This window comes from Micromonospora sp. AB353, from assembly GCF_049538395.1.
Lineage (GTDB): Bacteria > Actinomycetota > Actinomycetes > Mycobacteriales > Micromonosporaceae > Micromonospora > Micromonospora aurantiaca.
Genome location: NZ_JBMVFV010000043.1, coordinates 1 through 26,554, shown reverse-complemented (window position 1 = coordinate 26,554; position 26,554 = coordinate 1). Strand labels below are relative to the sequence as shown.

Genomic DNA, 26,554 nt, shown 5'->3' with positions numbered 1-26,554 from the left:
GGTGGATGCAGTTTTTCACAGAGGGGTTCCCGCTTTAGCTACCGTTCAGTAACGTCCGCCCGAACAGCAGCGGCGACCGGTTGCCGAATGTGTCGATTGCCGACATGGCGGTCCCGTCGCACCGGCGCCGACGATGGCAGCACCCCTGCCCGCGTCGTGCGGGTGTGGACAAACGGGAGGTCACCGTGCAGGACATCCTCGAAGCGATCATGGCGGCGGAGGGTTCGTCGCAGCCGGAGCGGGAGCTCGCCGGCCTCGCCGGCCTGCCCGTGCCGGAGAGCTACCGGGGCGTGGTGGTGCGCGCCGAGGACACCCGCATGTTCGAGGGCATGGCCACCCGCGACAAGGATCCGCGCAAGGCGCTGCACGTGCAGGAGGTGCCCACCCCCGAGCTGGGCCCGGGTGAGGCGCTCGTCGCGGTGATGGCCAGCGCGATCAACTACAACACGGTGTGGACGAGCATCTTCGAGCCGCTGCCCACCTTCAAGTTCCTCCAGCGCTACGGCCGGCTCTCCGAGCTGACCCGCCGCCACGACCTGCCGTACCACGTGGTCGGCTCGGACGCCGCGGGCGTGGTGCTGCGAACCGGCCCCGGTGTGACCAAGTGGAAGGCCGGCGACGAGGTGGTCGCGCACTGCCTGTCGGTCGAGCTGGAGGACTCCGCCGGCCACGACGACACGATGCTCGACCCGCAGCAGCGGATCTGGGGCTTCGAGACCAACTTCGGCGGCCTGGCCGAGCTGGCGATCGTCAAGGCCAACCAGCTGATGCCGAAGCCGCGCCACCTGAGCTGGGAGGAGGCGGCCAGCCCGGGACTGGTCAACTCCACCGCGTACCGGCAGCTCGTCTCGCACCACGGCGCGAACATGAAGCAGGGCGACGTGGTGCTGATCTGGGGTGCCTCCGGCGGCCTCGGCGGCTACGCCACCCAGATGGCGCTCAACGGCGGCGCGATCCCGGTCTGCGTGGTCTCCTCGCCGGAGAAGGCCGAGCTGTGCCGCAAGATGGGCGCCGAGCTGGTCATCGACCGCACCGCCGAGGGGTTCAAGTTCTGGTCCGACGAGCAGACCCAGGACCAGGACGAGTGGCGGCGTTTCGGTGAGCGCATCCGCGAGCTGACCGGCGGCGAGGACCCGGACATCGTCTTCGAGCACCCGGGCCGGGAGACCTTCGGCGCCAGCGTCTACGTCGCCAAGAAGGGCGGCACGATCGTCACCTGCGCCTCCACCAGCGGCTTCAACCACCAGTACGACAACCGCTACCTGTGGATGCACCTCAAGCGCATCGTCGGCAGCCACTTCGCCAACTACCACGAGGCGTGGCAGGCCAACCGGCTGGTCGCGCTGGGCAAGGTGCACCCGACCGTGTCGAAGACGTACGCCCTGGAGCAGACCGGCCAGGCCGCGTACGAGGTGCACCGCAACGCGCACCAGGGCAAGGTCGGCGTGCGGTGCCTCGCCCCCGCCGACGGGCTCGGCGTCCGGGACACCGAGATGCGCTCGCGCCACGAAAGCGCCATCAACCGGTTCCGCGGTCACTGACCGTACGGTCGCACCGGATTGCCTTTCCGGCGGAGCCGGGCACCATTCGACCGGCGTACGTACAAAGGGCCGCGGGTACCGACCCGCGGCCCTTTTCGCGCCGCCTTCCCCGCAGAAGCCCGACCCGCCCCACCCGCCCGGGAGCTGCCAAGATCGCCAATTGGTCCGGTCTCACCGGCCGACCGAGTTGACCATGTAAACAGGACGCGAAAGGTGCCCACCGCTCTTGCGAACCACCCTGGGGCGTCTGCCAGTATGTCCCAATGCCCCAGCAGCAGTCCTCCCCTCTTGCGTTCTTCGATAACGCGAACTCACAGCCCGATTTCACCGTTGGCCTGCGTGGTTACAACACCAACCAGGTCGACGACTTCATCGGCCGCCTCAGCGCCGCCCTGAGCCAGTCCGAGCAGGCCCGCGCCGAGGCCGAGCAGCGGATGAACGACGCTCAGCGCCGGCTGCGGCAGGCCGAGCAGCGCCAGAGCGCGCTGGAGCAGAAGCTCACCGAGACCAACAAGCAGCTCGAGGAGAACAGCCGGCCGACGCTCTCCGGCCTGGGCACTCGCGTCGAGCAGATCCTGCGGCTGGCCGAGGAGCAGGCCAACGACCACCGCAACGAGGCCAAGCGCGAGTCGGAGGGCATCCTCTCCGCCGCCCGCCTCGAGGCGCGTGAGATCACCGACAAGGCCCGCGCCGAGGCCGCCGCCATGAAGGCGACCGCCGAGCGCGAGGCCGGCAGCGTCCGTACCGCCGCCGAGCGCGAGGCCGCCGAGGTCCGCGTGCAGGCCCGCCGCGAGGCCGACACGCTGCGCGCCGACGCCGACCGGGAGACCAAGCAGCTGCGTACGGTCACCGCGCACGAGGTGGCCGAGCTGAAGTCGACTGTCGAGCGCGAGGTCGCCACGCTGCGCGCCACCGCCGAGCGGGAGATCACCCAGCAGCGGGCCAAGGCCGCCCGGGAGGCCGAGGAGAAGCGGGCCGAGGCGACCAAGCTGCTCACCGACGCGCGCGACAAGCGCGACAAGGACCTGCAGGCCCTGGAGCTCCAGCTCGCCGAGCGGCGCGAGAAGGCCGAGCGCGAGGAGTCGGAGCGGCACGCCGCCCAGGTCGCGCAGACCCAGAAGCTGGTGAACGAGGCCGAGCAGCGCGCCCGCGCCGCGCAGGAGCGGGCCAAGGAGATCGAGCAGCGGGCCGAGGCCCGGCGGGTCGAGTCCGAGCGCACCGCCAACGAGACCGTCGACAAGGCCAAGGCGCTGGCCGACAAGACGCTCAACGAGGCGCGCGCCGAGGCGCAGCGGGTGCTCAACGAGGCCCGTACCGAGGCCGAGCTGACCACGCAGGCGGCCCGCCGCGAGGTCGAGGACCTGACCCGTCAGAAGGACGCGGTCACCTCGCAGCTCGGGCAGATGCTGTCCGGCCTGGCCGGCATCGTGCCGGGCGTGCCGGCCGGCGGCAAGGCCGAGGCGCCGAAGGCGGACGCCGCCGGGCAGAAGGTGACGGCCGAGTCGGCCGGCTGATCGGACACCCGTTGTCGGGGGCATGAGCCACGGCGCGGGGTGACGCCGGGTGACCGGTGTCGCCCCGCGCCGTCATGCTTGTGCGGCCCGTTTCGTCAGGAGGGTGAAGTAGCTCCCAGAAGGGGCGTCCGTATCGCCCCAGCAGAGCCGGATGCGTGTGAGGATGGGGGCATGTCGCACGGCGAGGAACTGTTCGCGCTCGGCGGGGACGTGACGACGGAGCCCAGCTTCGAGTCCGCCCTGCGGGGATACGAGAAACGGCAGGTCGACCGCTACGTCGCTCGCGCGGAGCACGAGATCGCGGCGTTGACCACCGAGCGGGAACAGGCATACACCCAGATCCACAAGCTGGCCGGTCAGGTCGAGGTGCTCCAGCGCGACCTGGCCCAGGTGCGCAAGCAGGCGGCGGTGGTGGACCGGGCGTCGTTCCGGCACCTCGGTCCGCGCGTCGAGCAGATCCTCACCATGGCCGAGGAGCAGGCCGACGACATCCTGGCCGCCGCCAACGAGGAGATCGAGGCCCGCCGCGCCGCCGCCGAGCACATCGTCGAGGAGGCCCGGGAGCAGGCCGCCCAGGCGCTCAAGGACTTCGAGATCGCGCTTGCCGCCCGCCGGACCGAGGAGGAGCGGCACACCGCCGCCCGCAAGGCCGAGGCCGAGGCCACGCTGAAGGCCGCCAAGGACGAGTCGGCGAAGCTGCGCAAGGACGCGCAGGACGAGTCGACGAGACTGCGGACGGCCGCCCAGGACGAGGCCGAGAAGCTGCGCCGGACCGCCCAGGACGCGCTGGCGAAGGCCCAGCAGGAGGCCACCCAGCTCCGCGACACCGCCAAGGAGATCCACTCCCGGGCACAGCAGGAGGCCGCGCGGCTGCGGGAGTCGGCCAAGGAGGCGCTGGCCAAGGCCCAGCAGGAGGCGAACCAGCTCCGCGAGGCGGCCAAGGAGGTGCACGCCAAGGGCCAGCAGGAGGCCAAGCGGCTCACCGACGCCGCCGCCGAGGCCGGCCGGGCCACGCACGCCAAGGCGCTGGCCGAGGCCAAGAAGATCGTGGACGACGCGGAGGAGGCCGCCAAGGCCACCCGCGGCCGGGCCCGCAGCGAGGCCAACCGGCTCACCACCGAGGCCGCCGAGGCCGGCAAGCGCAACCGCGCCGAGGTCGAGGCGTACGTGCAGCGCATGCGCACCGAGACCGAGGCGTACGTGCAGCAGGCCCGCGCGCAGACCCAGCAGGAGCTGGGCGCGTGGCGGGCCGGGGTGGAGAAGGAGGTCGCCGAGCGGCGGGACGGCGCGGAGAAGGAGCTGGCCCAGCGCCGGGCCGCCGCCGAGCAGGAGTTCGCCAAGCGCCGCGACGAGCTGGACAAGCAGCACGCCAAGCGGCAGGAGGAGCTGGAGCAGGCGTACACGACGCGGCGCGACGAGATCGAGCGGACCGCCGCCGACGTCCGGCAGGCCGCCGAGGCCGACGCGCTGAGCATGCGGCAGCAGGCCGAGCTGGAGGCCGCCGAGCTGCTGCGCCGCGCCGAGGCGGACGCCGGCGCGCAGCGCCGCAAGGCCGACGAGCACGTCGCGGCCTCGCGACGCCAGTTCGAGGAGTACGCGGCCACCACCCAGCAGCACCTCGCCACCACGCAGCAGCACCTGGCCGCCACCCAGCAGGAGGTGGCCGCCGGCCGGCAGCAGCTCGCCGGGGTGATGCTGGAGATCGCCAAGGCCCAGCAGGAGCTGGCCGACCTGCGTACCGAGACCTGGAAGTCGCGGCAGGAGTCCGACGACCTGCAGCGCCGCCTCACCGACCTGCGGCGCGACGCCGACTCGGCCGGGATCGCGGCCACCCCGGTCGACCCGGACGACCTCGCCGCCGCCGCCACCGGTCGGTCCACGGGCGACGGCACGCCGGCGGGCGAGGGCACGCCGGTCACCAGCGGCGCGGAGAGCGCCGGCGACACCCCGGCCGGCGGCGGCGCGCCGGTGGCCGCGAAGGGCACCGCCACCGCGGTCCCCAACGGCGCCGGGCCGGCCAGGGGTGACGGCGAGTCACCCGACGCGGGCACGGCGAAGCCGGTCGGCGAACCGGTGACCACGATGGACTCCCCCGTCGGCGCGGGCGTCGACGGCGAGCCCACTGTGGCCGCCGTGCCGGGTGAGGGCGGCCGGGGCGCCACCCCCACGAAGATCACCAGCACCGGTGAGAACGGCAAACGCCCGACCAAGCCGACCACCGACGAGCGCAGCGCCAAGCCCAGCACGGTGACGGTCGACAAGGACTGATCCACCCGCCGCGCCGGATCGCGGAGGTGGTGGCATCCGCCCCACCCGGACCACACCACTTCCCCGACCTGGCGGGCCCAGCGCCACGTCGGCGAAGGGGCGGCATCCGCCCCACCCGGACCCCACCACCTCCCCGAACTGGCGGGTGACCCGCGCCGGGACGGCCCGGCGGGAAGTGGTGGTGGGATGGTCGGGGCGGACGGCGAGGACTACCCTGCGGGCAGAGGGCCGCGCGTCGGGCGTGGACGGCACCGGCGGGCGAGCCGGGCAGCGCGGGAGCCGGGAGGCACGGGTGTCGCAGGAGGGTTCCGCCGTCCCGGGTGACGAGGCGGCGGCCGTGCACCCCACCGGCGAGGCGGAACCCGCGCGCGACGCCACGACCGCCGCCGGCGAACCGCGATCCGGCACGGACACGAGCGGCGAGCGGCCGACCGACGTCGAGCCGGGTGAGTTCGAGCCGAGCGGGCGCTTCGGCGTACCGGGCCGCCCGCTGCGGCGCAGCGCCTTCCTGGTCGGGTTCACCGGCGCGCTCGGCGTGCTGCTCGCGTACGCGTTGTTCCTGGGCATCCGCAACGCCGCCGGCATCCTGGTGCTCGTGGTGATCGCGCTGTTCCTCGCGGTCGGCCTGCACCCCGCGGTGGTCCGGTTGCGCAAGTGGGGCGTGCCGCGCGGGCTGGCGGTGGCGGTCGTGACGCTCACCCTGCTGCTGCTGATCGTGGCCGGGCTGCTGGCGCTGGTGCCGCCGGTGGTGACCCAGTCCGGCCAGTTCATCCAGCAGCTACCCGGGTACGTCGAGGAGCTGCGCCGCAATCCCACAGTCAACGACCTGGTCATCCGGTACGACGTGATGGAGCGGGTCCAGGCGGCGGCGAACGCGGACAACGTCGGGCGGGCGCTCGGCGGGGTGCTCGGCGGCGCGCAACTGATCTTCGGGACGATCTTCCGCCTGCTCACCGTGCTGGTGCTGACGATCTACTTCCTGGCGTACTTCGACAAGCTGCGCGAACTCGGGTACGCGCTGGCGCCGCGCTCACGCCGGGAACGGGTCCGGCTGATCGGCGACGAGATCCTCACCCGGGTCGGCGCGTACATGGTCGGTGCGCTCGCCATCGCGGTGCTGGCCGGGGTGAGCACGTTCGTGTTCGCGCTGGCGGTCGGCCTGCCGTACCCGTTCGCCCTGGCCGTGGTGGTCGCGGTGACCGACCTGATCCCGCAGATCGGCGCGACGCTCGGCGCGGTGGTGGTGACGCTCGTCGGGCTCGCCACCGACCTGCCGGTGGGCATCGCCTGCCTGGTGTTCTTCGTGCTCTACCAGCAGGTGGAGAACTACCTGATCTATCCGAAGATCATGCGCCGGGCGGTGGCGGTGAACGAGGTGGCCGCGTTGCTCGCCGCGCTGCTCGGGGTGGCGCTGCTGGGCGTGGTGGGCGCGCTCATCGCGATCCCGACGGTGGCCGCGTTGCAGCTGATCCTGCGCGAGGTGGTGCTACCCCGCCAGGACGCCCGCTGAGCCGTTACTCGGCGCGCCGCTGGGCGGGGCCGGGCACCGGGGTGTCGGCGAACGCGGCGACAGTGCGGTCGGCGTACGCGCTGACGTCGCCGGTCTCCATCGGGCCGTCCCAGGTGGTGGGCAGCGGCAGCGGTACGCCGGGGGCGACCCGCCGGACGATCTCGTCCAGCACCTTCTCCGCGTCGCCGACCCAGAGGTGCTTGGCGCCGTCCACGCCCACCACCTCGGCCTGCGGCACGGCGGCGAACCGCTCCCGGGCCTCCTCCGGTCGCAGGTAGTCGTCGAACTCGGGAACCAGCGCGGTGAGCGGCTTGCCCGTCTCGGCCCAGACGCCCAGGTCCTCCGGGGCGGAGTAGCGCAGCGGCGGGGAGAGCAGGATCGCGCCGGCCACCGCCGGGTCGCAGCCGTACTTCAGCGCCAGGTCGGTGCCGAACGACCACCCGACCAGCCAGATGTTCGGCAGCTCGTGGAACTCGGCGTACTCGATCGCCGCGGCCACGTCGAACTTCTCGCCGACGGCGCCATCGAACGCTCCCTCGCTGGTGCCGCGGACGCTGCTGGTGCCCCGGGTGTTGAACCGGAGCACCGCCAGGCCGGCCAGCGCGGGCAGCCGCCACGCCGCCTTGCGGAACACGTGGCTGTCCATCATCCCGCCGTGCGTGGGCAGCGGGTGCAGGCAGACGAGTGTGGCGGCCGGTTCGCGGTCCAGCGGCCGGGCCAGCTCGCCGACGAGCGTCAGCCCGTCGGCGGTGTGCAGCTCGATGTCCTCCCGGCGGCCGGGCAGGATCGACGACGCGCGAATCGGAGTGCTCACGCCTGCCAGTCTCCCGCGTCGGCGGCCCCGCCGCCCAGCGGGACGGGAACCGGGTGATCCAGATCGCTCAGCCGTAGCGCGGGGCGCCCCGGCCGCGCTGGAGGTTCGGCCCGCGCCGGTCCCGGGCCCGCCAGCAGCCGGAGTGCCAGTGCCGGCGGTCGGTCAGGTCACCCCGGTCGTCGGCCGGCCAGGCCACCAGGTGCGCCACGCCGGGACGGATCTCCTGGTCACAGCCGGGACAACGGTACGTCTTGACTGATGCTCCGCCGCTGATCGCGCGTATCTGCCAGTCGCCGTCGCGCCACTGCTGCACGGTCGGCACGCCGTGGCGGGCACGCTCGGCATCCAGGCCGGGGTTCTCCTCCCGGCGGGGGCGGTTGCGACGAGGGCTCACGGTCACCAAGCGTACGGTCCGCCGGCCGGACCCGGTCGGGCGATCTTGGTACGGATGCGCCCTTCCCGGGGCCGTTCCGTACCAAGATCTGCTCGTTGGGGCCGATCAGGGCCAGGTCTGCGGACGGGTGAGATCTCTCGCCACCTTTGTCCCGACGAGCACCGTCGCCGCGTCGGCCTCGGTGAAGTTCACCTGGCCCGGGGGTCCGTCGCCGGGGAAGGGCCAGGCGAAGTCGACTGTCAACCGCGCCTTGGGCAGGCCGAGCAGTTCGAGGCGGGTGCCGTCCGGATACCGGAAGCCCGGACGGCCACCCAGATCGCGGTTGCTGGCGCGGCCCGTGTCCTCCCCCATCTCCGCGCCGTAGACCAGCTTGATCCACATGTTCGACGAAGGTGCCCGGAAGACGGTGAGCTGAACCGTGAGGCCCTTCGGGAAAGCGGCCGCGTCCACCGAGCATCCCGTCACCGCCGCGTTCGCCGGCAACGTGGTCGGTCGGACCGGCCCGGTGCATCGCCGGGCCTCGTCCCAGCGCACCAGGCCGGAGACCCGTTTCAGGGCGGCCACGTCACCGCGAAGCGTGGCCGCCCGGGCGTAGAGACCGGGGAAGGGCTGCCACGACGTGACCAGACCGTCGGTACCGGCGACCCGCAACACGGCACCGTCGAAGGTCAGCCGACCGCTGACGGCCTGCACCGGGAAGCCGTCGATCGGGGTGTCGTCGAGGGTCTTCGCCACCGGGCTCACCTCGAGCAGGACCGGGTGCCCGTCACCGACGCTGAACCGGATCGACTCGATCGGGTTGGACGCGTGCACGGACCAGCCGAGATAGCGGGCCCGGCTGCTGTCCAGGCCGAGGTGCAGCACCTGCGGATCGGTGCCGACCAGGTCGGGGCGGTCGCGCGCCCCGGGCACCCCGTCGGCGAGCGGCGGCACCGGCGGTGGCGCCGCCTCCGGGGTTGCGGCCGTCCAGGGCATCCTCCCGGCCAGCCCGCCCACGTCCGCGCGTATCGCGCCGGTGAAGCCGAGCACGCCGACCAGGGCGAGCGCGGTGCCGGTGGTGGCTCGGCGGCGTACCTGCCGGCGTCGGCCGAGCGCGCGCGAGCCGTGCAACAGGCGTGAAGTGTCGATCTCCCCTTCGGCCTGCTCCCGCAGCACCGAGGTGATCCGCTGGTCGAGGTCGGTCACGGCCGGCTCCCCTTTGTCATCGGGACGCCGCAGCGCTCCCGGAGGTGGGCGAGCGCCCGCATCGCGTGGGTGCGGACGGTGACCGGGGAGCAGTCGAGGATCTGGGCGATCGTGGCGTCGTCCAGATCCTCGTAGTAGCGCAGCACCAGTACGGCGCGCTGGCGGTCCGGGAGGGCGCGGATCAGCCCCCACATCTCGTCCCGGTCCGCCGCCTCGCCGCCGAGGTCGCCGCGTTCGGGCCGGTCGGCGAACGTGTCCACCGCCAGCTCATGGCTGGACCGCCGCCGCCACCAGGACGTGTTGGCGTTGACGAGCATCCGGCGCACGTACACGTCGGGCCGGTCGATCCGGGCGATCTTCCGCCAGTGCACGTACGCGCGCGCCAGCACGTCCTGGGTCAGGTCCTCGGCGCGGTGCGCGTCGCCGGTCAGCAGCCGGGCCAGACGCAACAGAGCCGGGCCGCGGCTGCCGACGTACTCCTCGAAGGTCACACCCCGAAGACGCCGTCACCGGGCCCGGCTGTTGACAGCGGTCAGCGCCGGGTGTGGTCGCGGAACCCGCGGCCGGACTTGCGGCCCAGGTAGCCGGCCGTGACCAGGTGCTCCAGCAGCGGCGCCGGGGCGAATCCGGGCTCGCGCAGTTCCAGGTACAGCTCCCGCTGGATGGCCAGCGAGACGTCCAGGCCGACCACGTCGAGCAGCTCGAACGGGCCCATCGGGTAGCCGCAGCCGAGCTTCATCGCGTAGTCGATGTCGTCGGCGGTCGAGTAGCTGGCCTCCAGCATCTTCACCGCGTCGTTCAGGTACGGGAACAGCAGCGCGTTGACGATGAAGCCGGACCGGTCGCCGCAGACCACGCCGGTCTTGCCGAGCTTCGCGCAGACCGCGCGGGCGGTGGCCGACGTCTCGGCGGAGGTGCGGATGGTCTGCACGATCTCCACCAGCGGCATGATCGGCGCCGGGTTGAAGAAGTGCAGGCCGACCACGTCGGCGGGGCGCTGGGTCGCCATGGCCACGTCGATCACCGGCAGCGACGAGGTGGTGGTGGCGAGCACGACGCCGGGCTTGCAGATCTCGTCGAGGCTGGCGAACAGCGCCTTCTTGACGCTCAGCTCCTCGATCACGGCCTCGACCACCAGGTCGACGTCGGCCAGGTGCTCCAGCGTCGCGGACCACGTGATCCGGCCGAGCGCGTCGTCCCGGTCGGTCTCGCTGAGCTTGCCGCGCACCACGCCCTTGTTCAGCGAGGTCTTCACCGCCTCGCAGACCTTCGCGGACTTCTCCGCGCCCCGGGTCACCGAGATGACCTCGTAGCCGGCCTTGGCGAACACCTCGATGATGCCGGTGGCCATGGTTCCGGAGCCGACCACGCCGACCTTCGCGATGGCGCGGGCACCGTCGGCGAGCGCGGCGTCCGCGGCGAGCGGCGTGTACTCGTCGGGTACGACCTTCGGCGAGCCCGGCCGCTCGTAGGTGTAGAAGCCGCGACCGGACTTGCGGCCCAGCAGACCGGCGGTGACCATCTGCTTGAGCAGCGGGGCCGGGGCGTGCCGGCGGTCCCGGCCACCGCGCCGGTACATGGTGTCGAGGATCTCGTACGCGGTGTCCAGGCCGATCAGGTCCATCAGCGCCAGCGGGCCCATCGGCAGGCCGCAGCCGAGCTTCATGGCCGCGTCGATGTCCTCGCGGGTGGCGTATCGGGCCTCGAACATGCCGACCGCGTGGTTCAGGTAGCCGAAAAGCAGCGCGTTGGCGATGAAGCCGGCCCGGTCACTGATCGTCACGTCGACCTTGCCGAGCCGCTCGCAGAGCGCCTCCACGTCGGCGACCACGTCGGCGGAGGTGACCACCGTGCGGACCACCTCGACCAGCTTCATCACCGGGGCCGGGTTGAAGAAGTGGATGCCGATGACCTGGTTGGGCCGGGTGGTGGCGACGGAGATCTCGGTGACGCTCAGCGAGGACGTGTTGGTGGCCAGGATCGCCTCGGGCTTGCAGACCCGGTCCAGCTCGGCGAAGATCCGCTGCTTGAGGTCCAGGTGCTCGGGCACCGCCTCGATCACCAGGTCCACGTCGTGCAGCGCGTCCAGCCCGACCCGGAAGTCGACGCGCGCCATCAGGGCGTCCCGCTCGGCCTCGGCGAGCTTGCCCTTGGCCACGGCCCGGTCGGTGGAGCCGGTGAGCGTGGCCCGGCCGCGCTCCAGCGCCGCGTCGGAGATCTCGACGGCTGTGACGTCGACGCCGTTGCGGGCGAACACCTCCACGATGCCGGCACCCATGGTGCCCAGACCCACCACGCCCACCCTGGTGAACTCCCGCGCCACGACCGGCCTCCCCTGGCTCGACTCCGCCGTCCGCGACATGAACGGCCGCTAAGGTTATGCGCCGGAGTCTGCCACGTGACGCTGTGTTGTCGAGACGCCGTGGGATATTTCACGCACCGTGCCTCACCCGGTGGCGTTCGCCCCGGCCAGCGCCAGCAGCTCGGCGACGAACTCCGCCGGCCGTTCCAGGTGCGGGCTGTGCCCGCAGCCGGGCAGCACCACCTCCCGGTACGTCCCGCCGGCCGCCGCGTACCGGTCCAGCACCGCGCGGGTCTGCCCCACCATCGGCTGCGGCGGGCACTCCCCGTCGCCGGGCCAGCCGGGCACCACACCGAGCCGGCCGAGGTACGCCAGGTCGAACAGCGAGGTGTCCGAGACGATCACGTCGGCGTCGCCGCGTACCCAGGTCACCGGCGGCTTGACCGGGACGGCGACCAGCTCGTCGGCGAGCCGGAAGTGGGCCGGGGCCAGCGCGTTGAGGACGCCGCGCGGCCCGGCGGCGGTCCCCGGCCAGTGGGCCGAGGCCACGGCGGTGCCCGGGTAGTTGTCGTCCCCGGTGGCGGTGGTCAGCATGCTGTCCAGGAGCAGGTCCTCGTCGTCGCCGAGGGAGGCGGGGTCGGCCACGTACGCGGCGCGCAGCACCGCCCGCGGGCTGGTCGGGCCGTCGGCGCTCCGGTCACCGGCGGTGAGCCGGGCCACGAAGTCCGGGTTCGCGCCGCCGGCGCCGGTACCGGCGAAGTCGGGCGTGGTCGGGGTGCCGTCGAGGTCCCGGGTGCCGCCGAAGCCGTACGGGGACACCGGCGCCTCCAGCAGCAGCCCCGCCACCCGCTCGGGGTGGCTCACGAGCAGCCGCATCGCCACGCCGCCGCCCAGCGAGTGCCCGGCCACCACCGGCCGGGCGCTGGGCGCGAACAGCCCCGGGGCGTCCAGGAGCGCGGCCACGTCGTCGGCGAAGTCGTCCAGCCCGCGGGTGGCGTCGACCGGCGCGGTGTCTGTTTCGCCGTAGCCGCGCAGGTCGGGGGCGACCACCCGCAGCGTCTCCGGTAGCCGGGCCAGCAGCGGTTCCCAGAACGCGGAGGAGGAGACGTTGCCGTGCACCAGCAGGACCGGTACGCCGTCCGGTGGACCGGCCACGCGGACCGCCTGGGTGATGCCGTTGGCCTGGACGGTGAGCCGTGCGCTGCGCATCCGCGCATGCTGGCACGCGCCCTCGCCCCCGGTCCATGTGCCCCACCACCACACCGGACCGCCCGGAGATGGCGCACACCCCCGGCTCCCCGGCACCGCGCACCCCCTATCAACGCGTCGAGCATGTGAGCGCCCACCCGTCCGCCGGCCCCGTCGCCAGTCGCCGTCGCGGCGGTGATCAAGGAGTTTGCGTCACCGCAGGAGCCGTTTCCGTGCCCAAACTCCTTGATCACCGCGGGCGGGCCGGGGAGGGGGCGCCGGGAAGGCGGCGCGCCGGGCATCAGCGGCCCCGCGGGCTCAGCGGATGCCGGGGGCTAGCTGACGTCGGCCGGCTGCGCCTCGCGCGCCTCGATCGGCTGGCGTGGCCCGGGGACGGGCAGCGGCACAGTGGGGCGCTGGTCGCGGCGCATCGCGCCGAAGCTCATCCCGACCGGGTCGGTGCGGGCCACACCCGGGTCGTAGAGGCGCAGGTCGGTGCGGCCCAGCCGGACCACGTCGCCGTCGGCGATCGCCACGCTGCCGGTGACCCGGGTGTCGTTGAGCCAGGTGCCGTTCGTCGAGCCGAGGTCGGTGAGCAGCACCCCCTCCGGGGTGGCCCGGACGGTGGCGTGCCGCCGGCTCAGGTGCGGGTCGGCGAGCACGATGTCGGCGGTCGGCGCACGGCCGATCACCTGCGCCTCCTGGCCGACCCGGAACGTGAGCCCCCGCATCGCCCCGCCCGACACCGTCAGCAACGGCATCAGCTCAGGATGCTCCTCCATGGACAGTCGACCTCCACCCCACATCGCCCCGCGGCGTCAGCCTGCCACCTCACCGTAGTGGCTTGCACCACCGCGCGGTCACCCCCGCGACCCCGGCCGGTCATCTCCCGTTCGCCGTTTCGGACGGCATCTCCGTCGATGCGACGGCTGATCGTCCGCGCAGCGTACGGCGCGTTCGACACCTACCGGTGAGTAATCCTCGGGTCTAGACTTCGGCCATGACCGCTGTGCACGTGCCGGGCGCCCCGCTCATCTCCGACGGTCGGCTGGTGTCGACCAGCCCGGCCACCGGCGCCGAGGCAGGCAGTTTCCCGCTGGCCACCGAGGCGGACGTGCGCGCCGCCGTCGACCGCGCCCGGGCCGCCGGCGACTGGTGGGCCGGGCTCGGCTTCGCCGGCCGGCGCGACCGCCTCCAGCGCTGGCGCGGCGTGCTCGCCCGGCGGATCGAGGAACTCGCCGACCTGATGCACACCGAGGGCGGCAAGCCGGTCGGTGACGCGGTGGTGGAGATCCTCACCGCGCTGGAGCACATCGACTGGGCGGCCCGCAACGCGCAGCGGGTGCTCGGGCCGCGCCGGGTCCGCTCCCGCCTGGTCCTCGCCGAGTTCAGCGGTCACCTCGAATACCAGCCGTACGGCGTGATCGGTGTGATCGGCCCGTGGAACTACCCGGTCTTCACCCCGATCGGCTCCGCCGCGTACGCGCTCGCGGCCGGCAACGCGGTGGTGTTCAAGCCCAGCGAGTACACCCCGGCGGTCGGCCAGTGGCTGGTCGACAGGTTCGCCGAGGTGGTGCCGGAGCAGCCGGTGTTCCAGGTGGTGCACGGCTTCGGCGCGGTCGGCGCGGCGCTGTGCCGCTCCGGGGTCGGCAAGGTCGCGTTCACCGGCTCGACCGCCACCGCGAAGCGGGTGATGGCCGCCTGCGCCGAGACGCTCACACCGGTGCTGCTGGAGGCCGGCGGCAAGGACGCGATGATCGTGGACAGCGACGCCGACCTGGACGCCGCCGCCGACGCGTGCGTGTGGGGCGGGATGACGAACGCCGGCCAGACGTGCATCGGCATCGAGCGGGTCTACGCGGTCGACCAGGTCTTCGACGCCTTCGTGGAGAAGGTGGTGGCGAAGGCCGGGCGGCTCACCGTGGGCGCCGACGGCTCCGACCTCGGCCCGATCACCATGCCGTCGCAGATCGACGTCATCCGCCGGCACATCGACGACGCGCTCAGCCGGGGCGGCCGGGCGGTGCTGGGCGGCCCGGAGGCGGTCCAGCCGCCGTACGTGCACCCGACGGTGCTGGTCGACGTGCCGGAGGACTCGGCCGCCGTGCAGGAGGAGACGTTCGGCCCGACGCTCGTGGTCAACCGCGTCCGGGACGTGGACGAGGCGGTCGAGCGGGCGAACGCGCTGCCGTACGGGCTCGGGGGTTCGGTCTTCGGCCGGGCGCGGGCGGTGGCGGTGGCGCGGCGGCTGCGGTCCGGCATGGCCTCGGTCAACTCGGCGCTGACCTTCGCCGGCATGTCGACGTTGCCGTTCGGCGGCGTCGGCGAGTCCGGCATCGGCCGCATCCACGGCGAGGAGGGGCTGCGCGAGTTCGGCCGGCCCAAGTCGGTCACCCGCCGCCGGGCCCGGTCGCTGCTGCCGGCCATGACGTTCGAGCGCACCCCGGCCGACATCGCCCGGATCATCAAGATCGCCAAGCTGATGTACGGCCGGGGCCGCTGAGGCGGCGCCTCAGAACAGCGTCAGCTCGTCGCGCTCGATGCCGCGCAGCTTGTCGTAGTCGACCACCACGCACCGGATCCCCCGGTCGGTGGCGAGCACCCGCGCCTGCGGCTTGATCTCCTGCGCGGCGAACACGCCGGCCACCGGCGCGAGCAGCGGGTCGCGGTTCATCAGCTCCAGGTAGCGGGTGAGCTGCTCCACGCCGTCGATCTCGCCGCGCCGCTTCACCTCGACCGCCACCGCGCCGCCGACCGCGTCCCGGCAGAGCAGGTCGACCGGCCCGATCGCGGTCATGTACTCCCGCCGGACCAGCGTGAAGCCCTCCCCCAGCGTCTCCGGGTTCGCGGCGAGCAGCTCCTGCAGGTGCGCCTCGACGCCGTCCTTGCGCAGGCCCGGGTCCACGCCCAGCTCGTACGACGTGTCCTGGAAGATCTCCTCCAGGGTGATGCGCAGTTCCTCGCCGGCCTTGTTCACCACCCGCCAGACGCCTGGTGCCTCCTCCAGCCGGCAGGGCGGGCTCATCCAGTTCAACGGCTTGTAGGCCCGGTCGTCCGCGTGGATCGACACCGACCCGTCCGCCTTCACCATCAGCAACCGGGTCGCCGGGGGCAGGTGGGCCGAGAGCCGTCCGACGTAGTCCACCGAGCACTTCGCAATCACCAACCGCACCCGCCGAGGGTAGCCGAGGCCCCGGCGGACGCCGACGAGCGCCACTGGCGTACCGGTGCCATATTGAGATCGTGCTCGAAGTCCTCACCGGTTCCGGCCTGGCCGCCTCGGCGGGCCTGAACGCCTACATCCCGCTGCTGCTGATGGGGCTGCTGTCCCGCTACACCGATCTGGTCGAGCTGCCGAGCGGCTGGCAGTGGCTCGGCAACGGCTGGGTGGTGCTGATCCTCGCCGTCCTGCTCGCGGTCGAGGTGGTGGCCGACAAGGTACCTGTGGTCGACCACGTCAACGACGTGGTGCAGACGGTGGTCCGGCCGACCGCGGGCGGGCTGGCGTTCGGCGCGGGCGCCGGCTCGGAGACGGTCACCGTGAGCGACCCGGACACGTTCTTCTCCACCCACCAGTGGGTGCCGGTCGTGGTCGGCGTGCTGATCGCGCTCGGCGTGCACCTGCTCAAGGCCGCCGCCCGGCCGGTCATCAACGCGACCACGGCCGGGGTGGGCGCGCCGGTCGCCAGCACCGCCGAGGACGCGACGAGCGTGGTCATGTCGGTGGTGGCGCTGCTGCTGCCGGTGCTGGTGCTGGTGTTCCTGGTCGCCCTGGTGTTCTTCGTACCGTGGTTGTTCCGCCGCCGCCGGGAGCGGCGCCGCGAGCGCGCCGCGGCCCGCGCGGCCGGCTTCCGCGTCTGACCCGCACCGACTCCCGAAACCTCTAAAATCGGGGCAAGACACCCAAGGAGGTACGGGAGATGACCGCGTCGTTGGAGATGCCCCGGGTCCAGGAGTGCGCCGTCCGGTCCTGCGCCTACAACCACACGAACGACTGCCACGCGTTCGCCATCACGATCGGCAGCAGCGATCACGCGCACTGCCACACGTTCGTGGAGATGCCGGTGCGCGGCGGCCTCGACCAGTTGGTCGCGCAGGTCGGCGCGTGCTCGCGCGACGACTGCCGGCACAACGCCGACCTGGAGTGTCGCGCCCCGGCCATCACCGTCGGCCCCGACATGGACATGGCCGACTGCATGACCTACGAGAGCCGCTGACCCACCCGCGCGGAGGCGCCGTCCGCATGGAGGCGCCGCTTTCGCGCGCGGTTGTCGCGCAGGTGTTAAGAAGGGGCCCCTTCCCTACCGGAGGCGTTAATAAGGGGCCCTTCCTTTCACGACAGGGCGTTGGCCTCGCGGATCACCGTCACCAACTCGTCGATGATGCCGGTGAGCGCGAAGTCCTTCGGCGTGAACACCCGCGCCACCCCGGCGGACCGCAGCGCCTCGGCGTCGGCGGCCGGGATGATCCCGCCCACCACCACCGGCAGGTCGCCGCGCCCGGCCGCGCGCAGCCCGTCCAGCACCGCCGGCACGGCGGCCAGGTGCGAGCCGGACAGCACGGAGAGCCCGACCAGGTCGACGTCCTCCTCCACCGCCGCCGCCACGATCTGCCCGGCGGTCAGCCGGATGCCCTGGTAGACCACCTCGAAGCCGGCGTCGCGGGCGCGTACCGCGATCTGCTCCGCGCCGTTGGAGTGCCCGTCCAGCCCCGGCTTGCCGACCAGCAGCCGCAGCCGGCCGCTGCCCAGCTCCCGGGCGGTCGCGGCGACCCGCTCCCGAACCCCGGCGAGGGTGGCGTCACCGGCTGTCCCGACCGCCCCGGCCAGGCCGGTCGGCGCGCGGTACTCGCCGTACACCTGGCGCAGCGCGCCCGCCCACTCGCCGGTGGTCACGCCGGCCCGCACGCAGTCGAGCGTCGCGGGCATCAGGTTCGCCGTGGTGGCGGCGTCGGCGCGCAGCCGGTCCAGCGCCGCCTCGACGGCCGCCGCGTCCCGGTCGGCCCGCCACCGGCGTACGCCGTCGGTGGCCGCCTCCTCGACGGCCGGGTCCACCTGCTCGATCGCCTCGGCACCGGCCGCGGTGAGCGGCGACGGCTCGGTCTCGGTGAACCGGTTGACGCCGACCACCACGTCCGAGCCGGTCTCCATCCGGCGGCGCCGGTCGGCGAGCGAGGCCACCAGCGCGCTCTTGAGGTAGCCGGTCTCGACGGCGGTGACCACGCCGCCCATCTCCAGCACCTTCTCCAGCTCGACCCGGGCGCCGGAGACGATGTCGTCGACGAGCGCGGTCATCACGTGCGAACCGGCGAACAGGTCCGGGTACTCCAGCAGGTCCGACTCGTACGCCAGCACCTGCTGCATGCGCAGCGACCACTGCTGGTCCCACGGGCGGGGCAGGCCCAGCGCCTCGTTCCAGGCGGGCAGCTGCACGGCGCGGGCGCGGGCGTCGCGGGACAGCGTGACGCCGAGCATCTCCAGCACGATCCGCTGGATGTTGTTCTCCGGCTGCGCCTCGGTCAGGCCCAGCGAGTTCACCTGGACGCCGTAGCGGAACCGGCGCTGCTTCGGGTTCTCCACGCCGTAGCGGTCGCGGGTGATCTCGTCCCAGAGCGCGCCGAACGCGCGCATCTTGGCGATCTCCTCGACGAAGCGCACCCCGGCGTTGACGAAGAACGAGATCCGCTGGACCACGTCACCCATCCGCTCGGGCGGCACCTGACCGGAGTCGCGCACGGTGTCCAGCACGGCGACGGCGGTGGCCAGCGCGAAGCCGACCTCCTGCACCGGCGTGGCGCCGGCCTCCTGGAGGTGGTACGAGCAGATGTTCACCGGGTTCCACCGGGGCATCTCGCGCAGCGTGTACGCGATCACGTCGGCGGTCAGCCGCAGCGACGCCGCCGGCGGGAAGATGTACGTCCCCCGGGACAGGTACTCCTTGATGATGTCGTTCTGCGTGGTGCCGGCGCAGCGGCTCAGTTCCGCGCCCTGTTCGGCGGCGACGGTGCCGTAGAGGCCGAGCAGCCACATCGCCGGGGCGTTGATGGTCATCGAGGTGTTCATCTCGGCCAGCGGGATGCCCTCGAACAGCGCCCGCATGTCGCCCAGGTGCGCCACCGGCACGCCGACCCGGCCCACCTCACCGGAGGCCAGCTCGTGGTCCGGGTCGTACCCGGTCTGGGTGGGCAGGTCGAAGGCGACCGACAGGCCGGTCTGCCCCTTCGCCAGGTTGCGGCGGAAGAGCGCGTTGGTGGCCGCGGCGGAGGAGTGCCCGGCATACGTGCGCATCACCCACGGGCGGTCCCGCTCGGGCAGCCGTCCCGGCATCGCGTCGTCCATGGCCGGAGTTTAAGTTACCGTTCAGTAAAAGAGAGTGTGGAAAACCACACAACCCGATGCCCGTACCGGTGGGCCGGCGTGCGGCCGGCCCACCCTACGGGTCACTCGCTGCGGGCGGTCTCCGGGCCGGTGATCCGTTCCAGCAGCGGCAGGGTGGCGGCGACGACCGCGAGGCAGCCCAGCACGCCGAGGGCCACCACGGCGGCGAACCCGATCCCCGGCAGGCGCAGGTCGTAGTCCATCTGCGCGCGCAGGAACAACTGCGCGGCGGCCAGTCCCATCCCGACCGCCACCACGGCGACGGTCAGCAGCGGCACCGTGCTCTCCACTGCCACCACCCGGCGCAGCAGCCGGACCGGGGCGCCACTGAGGCGGAGCAGGCTGAACGGCCTCTTCCGTTCGCTGAGACCGGCCGCCACCGCCACCGCCAGGCTGCACCCGGCGAGCACCAGACCGGCCACCACGACGATGTCGGCCAGCCGCTGCCAGCCCCGCATGGTGTCGGCGAAGTCGGCCTCGAAGTCGCCGGGCACGTTCGGCGCCACGAAGAAGGCGGGGAACGCGGCTTCCAGGATCGTCCGGGCCCGCTCGACAGCGGCCGGGTCCGCCGCCTCGACCGCCACCGAGCCGGCGGGCAGCCCGGGCAGCGCGGCCGGGTCCACCGGGGACGACGGCCAGACGCGGTCGGCCGAGGCGGACTCCCGCCAGGGGATCAGCTCCGGTGCCACCTCGGCGACGCTCGCCCCGGGGGCGCACCGCCCGTACGCGGGCGGGATGTCCGCGCAGGCGATCACCCCGGAGTCGCGGCCGTTCCCCCGTAGCGGGTTCTCCCGGACGAGCACCGGGTTGCGGACCCCGGGAACCGCCGCGAGGTCGGTCAGCAGCGTGCCGGGCACCGGCGGGTCGTCCGCCAGCACCATCGACAACCGGCCGGCCTCCAGGGAACCACGGGGAGCGGGACCGCGCTCGTACGTGATCGTCCCCATCACGCCCACAGCCACCGTCGTGACGAACAGCGCGAGCATCACTCCGCTCACCGCGCGGAATCCGGCGGCCGGGTTGTCGGCGAGCCGGCGCGCGGCGATCAGCGCGGCGGGCCGGCTGGCGCGGGCGGCCATCGCCCGGGCGCCGACCATGGTCAGCCACGGCCCGCCCGCGATCAGCCCGACCATGACCAGCAGCAGCGCGGGCAGGAACAGCGCGGTCTGACCGTCCGAGGTGGGCGGCCGGTACACCAGGGCGAAGCCCAGCCCGGCCAGGCCGAGCGCGAGCGGGATCAGCCGGTACACCCGGGGCGGCCGGGGCGTGACCCGGCGGGTGACGCCGAGCGGGGAGATCCGGACCCGGCGCAGGGCGAGCCAGGCCGCGGCCGCCGCCCCCGCCGGGACGCCGAGAACCACCAGGAGGGACTCCGGCATCCCGACGGCCATGTCCTCCGGGAAGAACGGCATGCCGGTGAACGGGACACCGGCGAGCTGTCCACGGAACGCGTAGAACAGCGCGAAGCCCACCGCCGCGCCGGCCGCCGCCGCCAGCGCGGCCTCGACGGCCGCGATCGCCGAGATCTGCCGGGGCGTCGCACCGACCAGCCGCATGGCGGCGAACCGCTGCTCCCGGCGGGCGGCGCCGAGCCGGGTCGCGGTGCCGATGAAGACGAGTACGGGGAACAGCAGGCCGCCCGCCACCACGCCGAGGATGAGGTCCACAGCCGCCCCGGGCAGCGGCGCGCTGTTGCCGTCGAGCCGGGTGACCTTCCGGACCTGGTCCAGGCCGCCCACCTGCTCCGGGGTGCCGCCGACGAGGACGAGCAGGGTGTCCGGCGAGGTGAGCGCCGCCGGCCCGACGGCGCCGAGGTCCCGGCCCGGGTAGCGGTCGGCGAGCTGGTCGGCGGGTGTGGTCGCCAGCAGCTTCCGCATCGCCGGGGAGGCGTAGAACTCGCCGGGCCCCGGCACCCGGGGAACGCCGACCGGCGTGGGCGCGTCCGGGCCGGTCGCGGCGACGTCGACCCGGATGATCTGGTCGCCGCGGAAGTAGTCGGTCCGGGTGGACCACAGCAGCGGGTCGGCGGACTCGTCGGCCGTCTCCTGCGGGTACATCGACGCGTACCGGGTGAGCTGGGCGTCGGCGGCGTGTACACCGGCGAGCGTGGTGAGCAGCAGCCCGGTGCCCACAGCGACGGCGGCGGCGATGGCGACCAGCCGGACCAGCGCCTCCCGGCCGCCCGCGACGGCGAGCCGGAGCGCGAGCCCGATCACGAGCCGACCCCGGCGGGGGCGTTGACCCGGCCGTCGCGCACCATGACCTCCCGGTCGGCGTACGCGGCGATGCGCGCCTCGTGCGTCACCAGGACGACTGTCGTGCCGCGCTCGCGGGCGGCGTCCACGAGCAGCGTCATCACCTCCTCGCCGGTGAGCGAGTCGAGTGCGCCGGTGGGCTCGTCGGCGAACAGCACCCGGGGCTCGGCGACCAGGCCGCGAGCGAGCGCGACCCGCTGGGCCTGCCCGCCGGACAGTTCACCGGAGCGGCGGTGCTCCAGGCCGGCCAGGCCGAGCCGCTCGAACCAGCCCTGGGCGGCACGCAGTGCCGGGGTACGGCGGACACCGCGCAGCAGCAGCGGCAACGCCACGTTCTCGGCCGCGGTGAGTTCCGGTACGAGCTGCCCGAACTGGAAGACGAAGCCGAAGCTGTCGCGGCGCAGCGTGCTGCGGTCGGCCTCGCCGAGGGTGTCGATCCGGGTGCCGTCGAACCGGACCTCGCCGGAGTCGGGGCGCAGGATGCCGGCCAGGCAGTGCAGCAGCGTCGACTTGCCGGACCCGCTCGGTCCCATCACGGCGACGACCTCGCCGGCCGCCACGGCGAGGCTCGCGCCGCGCAGGGCGGGTGTCTCGCCGAACGCGTACGTGACGTCGCGCGCCTCGATCATCGGGCTCATCGCCGTACCGCCTTTCTCAGGGCGTCCAACCGGGCGCCTGTCGTCTCGATCCACCGCAGGTCCGCCTCCAGGTGGTAGAGGCCGTGGTCGGCGAGCATCACGTCGACGAGTTCGCCGCCGCGTTTGATCTCGGTGAGTTCGCGCATCCGGCGCAGGTGGGCGGCGCGCTGGGTGTCCAGGTACTCCTCGGCTGGGCGGTCGAGCATCAGCGCGAGCACGACCTTGGTGAACAACAGGGTCTGCAGGTGCGGTTCCGGCTCGACCGGCTCGGTCAGCCAGTGCTCGACCTCGGTGGCGCCCCGGTCGGTGATGACGTAGCGCTTGCGGTCCGGCCCGGCGCCGGGAGCGACGTCGCCGACCACCACCTTGCCGTCGCGGGCCAGCCGGCTCAGCGTCGAGTAGACCTGCCCGTACGGCAGCGGCTTGCCGCGCCCGAAGAAGGTGTCGTAGTCGCGCTTGAGGTCGTAGCCGTGGCTCGGTTCGCGTTCGAGCAGCCCGAGCAGGGTCAGGGGAACCGTCATGACCAGAGACTACACTCAGTGTATACCTCGCGTATATTGCTGACCCGGCAGTGGAACGGGCTACCGCACGACGCACACTTGACGTCATGGAGAACGAGCTCGCGATTTCCGTGCGAGGGCTGCGCAAGGCGTACGGCGACAACGTCGCGGTCGCGTCGGTGGACCTGGACGTCCGCCGGGGCGAGGTGTTCGCCCTGCTCGGCCCCAACGGCGCCGGCAAGACCACCACGGTCGAGATCCTGGAGGGCTACCGGCAGCGCGACGCCGGCGAGGTACGCGTCCTCGGCGCCGACCCCGCCCACCCCGACGCCGCCTGGCGCTCCCGGGTCGGCATCGTGCTCCAGGGCACCGGCGAGTTCGACGAGCTCAGCGTCATCGAGGTGGTCCGCCACTTCTCCGGCTTCTACCCGGGCGCCGACGACCCGGACAAGGTGGTCGAGCGGGTCGGGCTGGGCGCCAAGGCCAAGGCGCGCACGCACACGCTCTCCGGCGGGCAGAAGCGCCGCCTCGACGTGGCGCTGGGCATCATCGGCCGCCCCGAGCTGCTCTTCCTCGACGAGCCGACCACCGGCTTCGACCCGGAGGCCCGGCGCGAGTTCTGGGAGCTGATCCGGGACCTGTCCGCCGCCGGCACCACGATCGTGCTCACCACCCACTACCTGGACGAGGCCGAGGCGCTCGCCGACCGGGTCGGCGTGATCGCCGCCGGACGGGTGATCGAGGTCGCGCCGCCGAACGCGCTGGGCAACCGGCAGGAGTCGCTGGCGACCGTCTCCTGGCGTACCCCCGACGGGACGCCGGCCTCGGCGGAGACCGCGACGCCGACGGCGCTGGTGTACGACCTGGCCGCGCGCTTCGGCGGCGAGGTGCCGGGCCTCACCGTGACCCGGCCGACCCTGGAAGACGTCTACCTGCGGATGATCGGACACTCATGACCACCACGACGAAGCCGGCGGCCCCGGTCGCCGCCACCTCCGCCCGGCGGTCCGGAGCAGGCGCGCTGGCGCTGCGTCAGGGGCGGCTGGAGATCACCCAGTTCCTGCGCAGCCGGGAGTCCGTCGTGTTCACGATGGGCTTCCCGATCATCATGATCCTGATCTTCGCGGCGATCTTCAGCGACGAGATCGCCCCCGGGGTCAGCTACACCCAGTACTTCATCACCGGCATGATCGCGACCGGCCTGATGACAGTCAGCTTCCAGAACCTCGGCATCTGGATCCCGATCGAGCGGGACCGGGGCGTGCTCAAGCGCTACCGCGGTACGCCGATGCCGAAGTGGGTCTGGTTCGCCGGCAAGGTGATCATGGTGGTGGTCATCGGCATCGCCGAGACCGCGCTGCTGCTCGCCGTCTCGGTGGCGATGTTCGACCTGCAACTGCCGCAGACCACCGGCAAGTGGCTGACGTTCGCCTGGGTCGCCGTCCTCGGCGTCACCGCCTGCACGCTGTGCGGCATCGCCATCTCGTCGCTGGCCCGCACCGCGCGCAGCGGCTCGGCCGTGGTCACCCCGGTCGCGCTGGTGCTCCAGTTCATCTCCGGCGTCTTCTTCGTCTTCACCAGCCTGCCCACCTGGATGCAGCAGGTCGCGGCGATCTTCCCGCTCAAGTGGATGTGCCAGGGGCTGCGGTCGGTCTTCCTGCCGGACAGCTTCGGCGCCCGGGAGCCGGGCGGCTCGTTCGAACTGGGCACCGTCGCGCTGGTGCTGGGCGCGTGGTGCGTCATCGGCCTGGTGCTGTGCCTGACCACGTTCCGCTGGACCACCAAGCGCGACGGCTGAGGTGTAAGGAAGGGCCCCTTATTAACGCCTGCGGTAGAGGAAGGGCCCCTTCTTAACACCCGGGGCGCTCACCCGCCATCGACGAGCGCCTCGCCCAGCGGCGTACGCCAGTAGAGCACCTCACGCCCGGACCGCCGCTTGCCGACCGCGCCCGCGTCGCGCAGCACCCGCAGGTGGTCGCTGACCGTGCCGAGGGACAGCCCGGTCACCACCACGAGCTGCGAGGTGCTCATCGGCGCGTCCAACCGGGCCAGGATGTCGGCCCGGTTCGCGCCGACCAGCCGGGCCAGGCCGTCCGGCGCCGGTGAGGTGGGGTCGACCAGGATCCCGCGCGCCGGATAGACCATCCCGAACCGGACCGGCGCGTCCCAGACCACCCAGCCGCGACGGCAGTGCGCCGGCACGAACACCAACTGCTCGGCCGCGTGCAGCGACAGCGGCGGCTCCGGGTAGTCGTTGACCTGGAGGCGGCCGTCGCCCAGCCACCGCACGTTGCGGTTGATGTCGGCGATCGCCCCGGCCCAGCCGCGCGTGCTCAGGGCGGCGGTGCGGGCCACGATGTCCGCCCGCAGCCGGCGTTCCCGCTCCGGCCACTCCGGCGCGACGGTGTGCGTCCAGATCCAGTCGAGCAGTTCCACGACCTGCCCGGTGAGCCCGTCCGCCAGCAGCTCGGCCGCGAGCAGGCCCGGCCGGGTGGCACGCAGGTCGGCCCGGATCCGCTCGTCGGACAACCCCTCGACGGCCGCCAGCTCCGCGGCGAACGTCGGGTCCGCCGAGGCGGGCGCGATGGTGAGGAAGTCCGCGACCCACCGGAGGTTGAACGACGCCGCCACCAGCGCCCGGACCACCGGCCGGGCGGCCAGCAACCCCTGGAACCCGTCCACGTGCGGTCGCCGCCAGGCCTGCTCCCAGGGGACGTGCGGATGACGCAGCGCCTTCAGCGCGCCGACGGTCTCGGCCATCGGCGACACCGTGAAGCGACTCCGCGCGACCAGATCGGACGGCACCTGCCAGACGCCCACGTTTCGCCTCCAGACGTAACTCTAGAAGAGACGCCGACGGCCTGCCGATCATGCCCGGGTGAGAACGTACGCAGAACTGTTCGCGGTCCGGGAGTTCCGCAACCTGTTCCTGGCCAATTGCGCCGGAATCGCGGCGCACACCACGTCGGCGCTGGCCCTGGGCGCCCTGACCTACGCGTCGACCGGCTCGGCCCTGCTCACCGCGCTGAGCATGTTCGGTGCGCCGCTGGCCGGAGTCCTCGGCAGCCTGACGCTGCTGTCCGCCGCCGACAGCGTTCCGCCGCGCCGGGCGATGACGCTCGCCGCCCTGTTGGCCGCCGCCGGAGCGGCGCTCCAGGCGGTGCCCGGGCTGCCGCTCTGGGCCCGCTTCGCGATCATCTTCGTCACCGCGTACGTGGGGTCGGTCGCTGCCGGCGCCAAGTGGGCGCTGCTCACCGACATCGTGCCGGTGAACGCCTTCGTGCTGGCCCGGGCCACCATGAACACGAGTGTCGGCGTCATGCAGATCGCCGGGTTCGGGCTGGCCGGCATCCTGCTGGTGTGGCTGAGCCCGTACCAGGTGTTCCTGCTGGCGCTGGCCCTGCGCGCGGTGTCGGCCGCGGTGGGATGGTTCGGGCTGGCCGACCACCCGGCCCGGGCCGCCGAACGGGTGACGGTCGCGCGCACGCTGCGCGTCAACCGGACGCTCTGGGCCGACCCCGGCCGCCGGTCGCTCCTGCTCAACCTCTGGGTACCGGGCGGCCTCGTCGTCGGCTGCGAGGCGCTGTTCGTCCCGTACGCGGCCCACCGCGCCGGTTTCCTGCTCGCCGCCGCCGCACTCGGCATGCTGGCCGGGGACGTCGTGGTCGGACGGTTCCTGTCCCCGGCCCACCGCGAACGGTGGATCCATCCGCTGCGGGTGCTGCTCCCTCTGCCGTACCTGCTCCTCCTGCTGTCACCACCGCTGCCGCTGGTCATGGCCGTCGCGCTCGTCGCGTCCGTCGGCTACGCCTCCAGCCTGCCGATGCAGGAGCGGCTCATCGCCCACTCGCCGCCCGAGGCGCGGGGCCAGGTGCTCGGCCTGCACCACAACGGCATGCTGGCCGGGCAGGCGGCGTGCGCCGCGCTCGCCGGGGCGCTCGCCGACCTGGTCACGCCGGCGCGCGCCGTCGCGTTGCTCGCCGCCGTGTCCCTGACCGCCACCGTCGTGCTCACCCCCGGCCTGCGGCGGACCGCGCCGGGCCGCGGCCGTGCCGGCGACCCGAGCGGC

At 73.1% G+C, this 26,554-nt stretch carries 23 protein-coding genes; 10 read left to right on the top strand and 13 right to left on the bottom strand.

From position 1 onward, the window contains the following. Window positions 1-185: 185 nt before the first annotated feature. The 4 genes from ccrA (at window position 186) to ACPCK6_RS18495 (ending at window position 6,833) form a co-directional block, all read left to right on the top strand. Window positions 186-1,541 (top strand): crotonyl-CoA carboxylase/reductase, encoded by a 1,356-nt coding sequence (gene ccrA / locus ACPCK6_RS18510; RefSeq protein WP_194800729.1) that lies wholly within the window; start codon window positions 186-188, stop codon window positions 1,539-1,541. Window positions 1,542-1,804: 263 nt separating this feature from the next. Next, window positions 1,805-3,055, top strand: a complete 1,251-nt coding sequence (locus ACPCK6_RS18505) for a DivIVA domain-containing protein (RefSeq protein ID WP_318335461.1) — start codon at window positions 1,805-1,807, stop codon at window positions 3,053-3,055. 171 nt (window positions 3,056-3,226) lie between these two features. Continuing rightward, window positions 3,227-5,323 (top strand): hypothetical protein, encoded by a 2,097-nt coding sequence (locus ACPCK6_RS18500; protein WP_423481718.1) that lies wholly within the window; start codon window positions 3,227-3,229, stop codon window positions 5,321-5,323. A 292-nt stretch (window positions 5,324-5,615) separates the two neighbouring features. Next, the gene (locus ACPCK6_RS18495) at window positions 5,616-6,833 is read left to right on the top strand and encodes an AI-2E family transporter (RefSeq protein WP_396881244.1); all 1,218 of its coding nucleotides are present in this window, start codon (window positions 5,616-5,618) and stop codon (window positions 6,831-6,833) included. A gap of 4 nt (window positions 6,834-6,837) precedes the next feature. Here ACPCK6_RS18495 and ACPCK6_RS18490 read toward each other — a convergent pair whose 3' ends face one another. From ACPCK6_RS18490 to ACPCK6_RS18460, 7 genes are all read right to left on the bottom strand, one after another. Beyond that, entirely contained in the window at window positions 6,838-7,647 is an 810-nt protein-coding gene (locus ACPCK6_RS18490) for an alpha/beta hydrolase (RefSeq protein ID WP_423481717.1), read from the bottom strand. Window positions 7,648-7,714: 67 nt separating this feature from the next. Next, the gene (locus tag ACPCK6_RS18485) at window positions 7,715-8,041 is read right to left on the bottom strand and encodes an Rv1322 family protein (protein ID WP_494337918.1); all 327 of its coding nucleotides are present in this window, start codon (window positions 8,039-8,041) and stop codon (window positions 7,715-7,717) included. Window positions 8,042-8,146: 105 nt separating this feature from the next. Continuing rightward, entirely contained in the window at window positions 8,147-9,226 is a 1,080-nt protein-coding gene (locus ACPCK6_RS18480; RefSeq protein WP_423481716.1) for a hypothetical protein, read from the bottom strand. Further along, entirely contained in the window at window positions 9,223-9,717 is a 495-nt protein-coding gene (locus ACPCK6_RS18475; protein ID WP_396881241.1) for a SigE family RNA polymerase sigma factor, read from the bottom strand. Before ACPCK6_RS18475 ends, ACPCK6_RS18480 begins: the two co-directional genes overlap by 4 nt. 41 nt (window positions 9,718-9,758) lie before the next feature. Beyond that, window positions 9,759-11,549, bottom strand: a complete 1,791-nt coding sequence (locus ACPCK6_RS18470; protein WP_423481715.1) for a 3-hydroxyacyl-CoA dehydrogenase family protein — start codon at window positions 11,547-11,549, stop codon at window positions 9,759-9,761. Between the two features lie 123 nt (window positions 11,550-11,672). After that, window positions 11,673-12,737 (bottom strand): alpha/beta fold hydrolase, encoded by a 1,065-nt coding sequence (locus ACPCK6_RS18465; RefSeq protein ID WP_423481714.1) that lies wholly within the window; start codon window positions 12,735-12,737, stop codon window positions 11,673-11,675. Window positions 12,738-13,051: 314 nt separating this feature from the next. Further along, the gene (locus ACPCK6_RS18460) at window positions 13,052-13,498 is read right to left on the bottom strand and encodes an FHA domain-containing protein (RefSeq protein ID WP_135241787.1); all 447 of its coding nucleotides are present in this window, start codon (window positions 13,496-13,498) and stop codon (window positions 13,052-13,054) included. Window positions 13,499-13,716: 218 nt separating this feature from the next. Here ACPCK6_RS18460 and ACPCK6_RS18455 point away from each other — a divergent pair, with 218 nt between their 5' ends. Next, window positions 13,717-15,219: an aldehyde dehydrogenase family protein gene (locus tag ACPCK6_RS18455; RefSeq protein WP_423481713.1), complete on the top strand. Its 1,503-nt coding sequence runs from the start codon at window positions 13,717-13,719 to the stop codon at window positions 15,217-15,219. A 9-nt stretch (window positions 15,220-15,228) separates the two neighbouring features. Here the strand turns inward: ACPCK6_RS18455 and nucS are convergent, their stop codons facing one another. Then, window positions 15,229-15,888 carry an endonuclease NucS gene (nucS, locus tag ACPCK6_RS18450; RefSeq protein WP_030503891.1) on the bottom strand — a complete coding sequence of 220 codons (660 nt, stop codon included), beginning with the start codon at window positions 15,886-15,888 and terminating at the stop codon, window positions 15,229-15,231. A gap of 71 nt (window positions 15,889-15,959) precedes the next feature. Between nucS and ACPCK6_RS18445 the strand changes: the two genes are divergently transcribed. After that, window positions 15,960-16,577: a DUF4126 domain-containing protein gene (locus ACPCK6_RS18445; protein WP_013288236.1), complete on the top strand. Its 618-nt coding sequence runs from the start codon at window positions 15,960-15,962 to the stop codon at window positions 16,575-16,577. Between the two features lie 59 nt (window positions 16,578-16,636). Next, complete coding sequence (locus tag ACPCK6_RS18440) at window positions 16,637-16,933, top strand: DUF1540 domain-containing protein (protein WP_423481712.1); 297 nt, start codon at window positions 16,637-16,639, stop codon at window positions 16,931-16,933. A gap of 116 nt (window positions 16,934-17,049) precedes the next feature. On the opposite strand, the gene ACPCK6_RS18435 is transcribed toward ACPCK6_RS18440, so the two are convergent. The 4 genes from ACPCK6_RS18435 to ACPCK6_RS18420 all read right to left on the bottom strand — a co-directional run bounded on the left by ACPCK6_RS18435 (window position 17,050) and on the right by ACPCK6_RS18420 (window position 22,506). After that, on the bottom strand, window positions 17,050-19,053 hold the full coding sequence (locus tag ACPCK6_RS18435) for a methylmalonyl-CoA mutase family protein (RefSeq protein ID WP_423481711.1): 2,004 nt from the start codon (window positions 19,051-19,053) through the stop codon (window positions 17,050-17,052). Window positions 19,054-19,154: 101 nt separating this feature from the next. After that, window positions 19,155-21,308 (bottom strand): FtsX-like permease family protein, encoded by a 2,154-nt coding sequence (locus ACPCK6_RS18430; protein WP_423481710.1) that lies wholly within the window; start codon window positions 21,306-21,308, stop codon window positions 19,155-19,157. Further along, a complete protein-coding gene (locus ACPCK6_RS18425) occupies window positions 21,305-21,985 on the bottom strand; it encodes an ABC transporter ATP-binding protein (RefSeq protein WP_423481709.1) in 681 nt (226 codons plus the stop codon). The genes ACPCK6_RS18430 and ACPCK6_RS18425 overlap by 4 nt, the downstream gene beginning before the upstream one ends. Next, window positions 21,982-22,506, bottom strand: a complete 525-nt coding sequence (locus tag ACPCK6_RS18420) for a PadR family transcriptional regulator (protein ID WP_423481708.1) — start codon at window positions 22,504-22,506, stop codon at window positions 21,982-21,984. The genes ACPCK6_RS18425 and ACPCK6_RS18420 overlap by 4 nt, the downstream gene beginning before the upstream one ends. Before the next feature lie 86 nt (window positions 22,507-22,592). Between ACPCK6_RS18420 and ACPCK6_RS18415 the strand changes: the two genes are divergently transcribed. Both ACPCK6_RS18415 and ACPCK6_RS18410 read left to right on the top strand, forming a co-directional pair. Then, the gene (locus ACPCK6_RS18415; protein WP_396881233.1) at window positions 22,593-23,441 is read left to right on the top strand and encodes an ABC transporter ATP-binding protein; all 849 of its coding nucleotides are present in this window, start codon (window positions 22,593-22,595) and stop codon (window positions 23,439-23,441) included. Beyond that, window positions 23,438-24,283: an ABC transporter permease gene (locus tag ACPCK6_RS18410; protein ID WP_013288243.1), complete on the top strand. Its 846-nt coding sequence runs from the start codon at window positions 23,438-23,440 to the stop codon at window positions 24,281-24,283. The genes ACPCK6_RS18415 and ACPCK6_RS18410 overlap by 4 nt, the downstream gene beginning before the upstream one ends. 68 nt (window positions 24,284-24,351) lie before the next feature. Here ACPCK6_RS18410 and ACPCK6_RS18405 read toward each other — a convergent pair whose 3' ends face one another. Then, complete coding sequence (locus ACPCK6_RS18405; RefSeq protein ID WP_423481707.1) at window positions 24,352-25,245, bottom strand: ArsR/SmtB family transcription factor; 894 nt, start codon at window positions 25,243-25,245, stop codon at window positions 24,352-24,354. Window positions 25,246-25,363: 118 nt separating this feature from the next. On the opposite strand from ACPCK6_RS18405, the gene ACPCK6_RS18400 reads away from it, so the two are divergent. After that, on the top strand, window positions 25,364-26,554 hold a 1,191-nt coding region (locus ACPCK6_RS18400; RefSeq protein ID WP_423481706.1), incomplete at its 3' end, for an MFS transporter.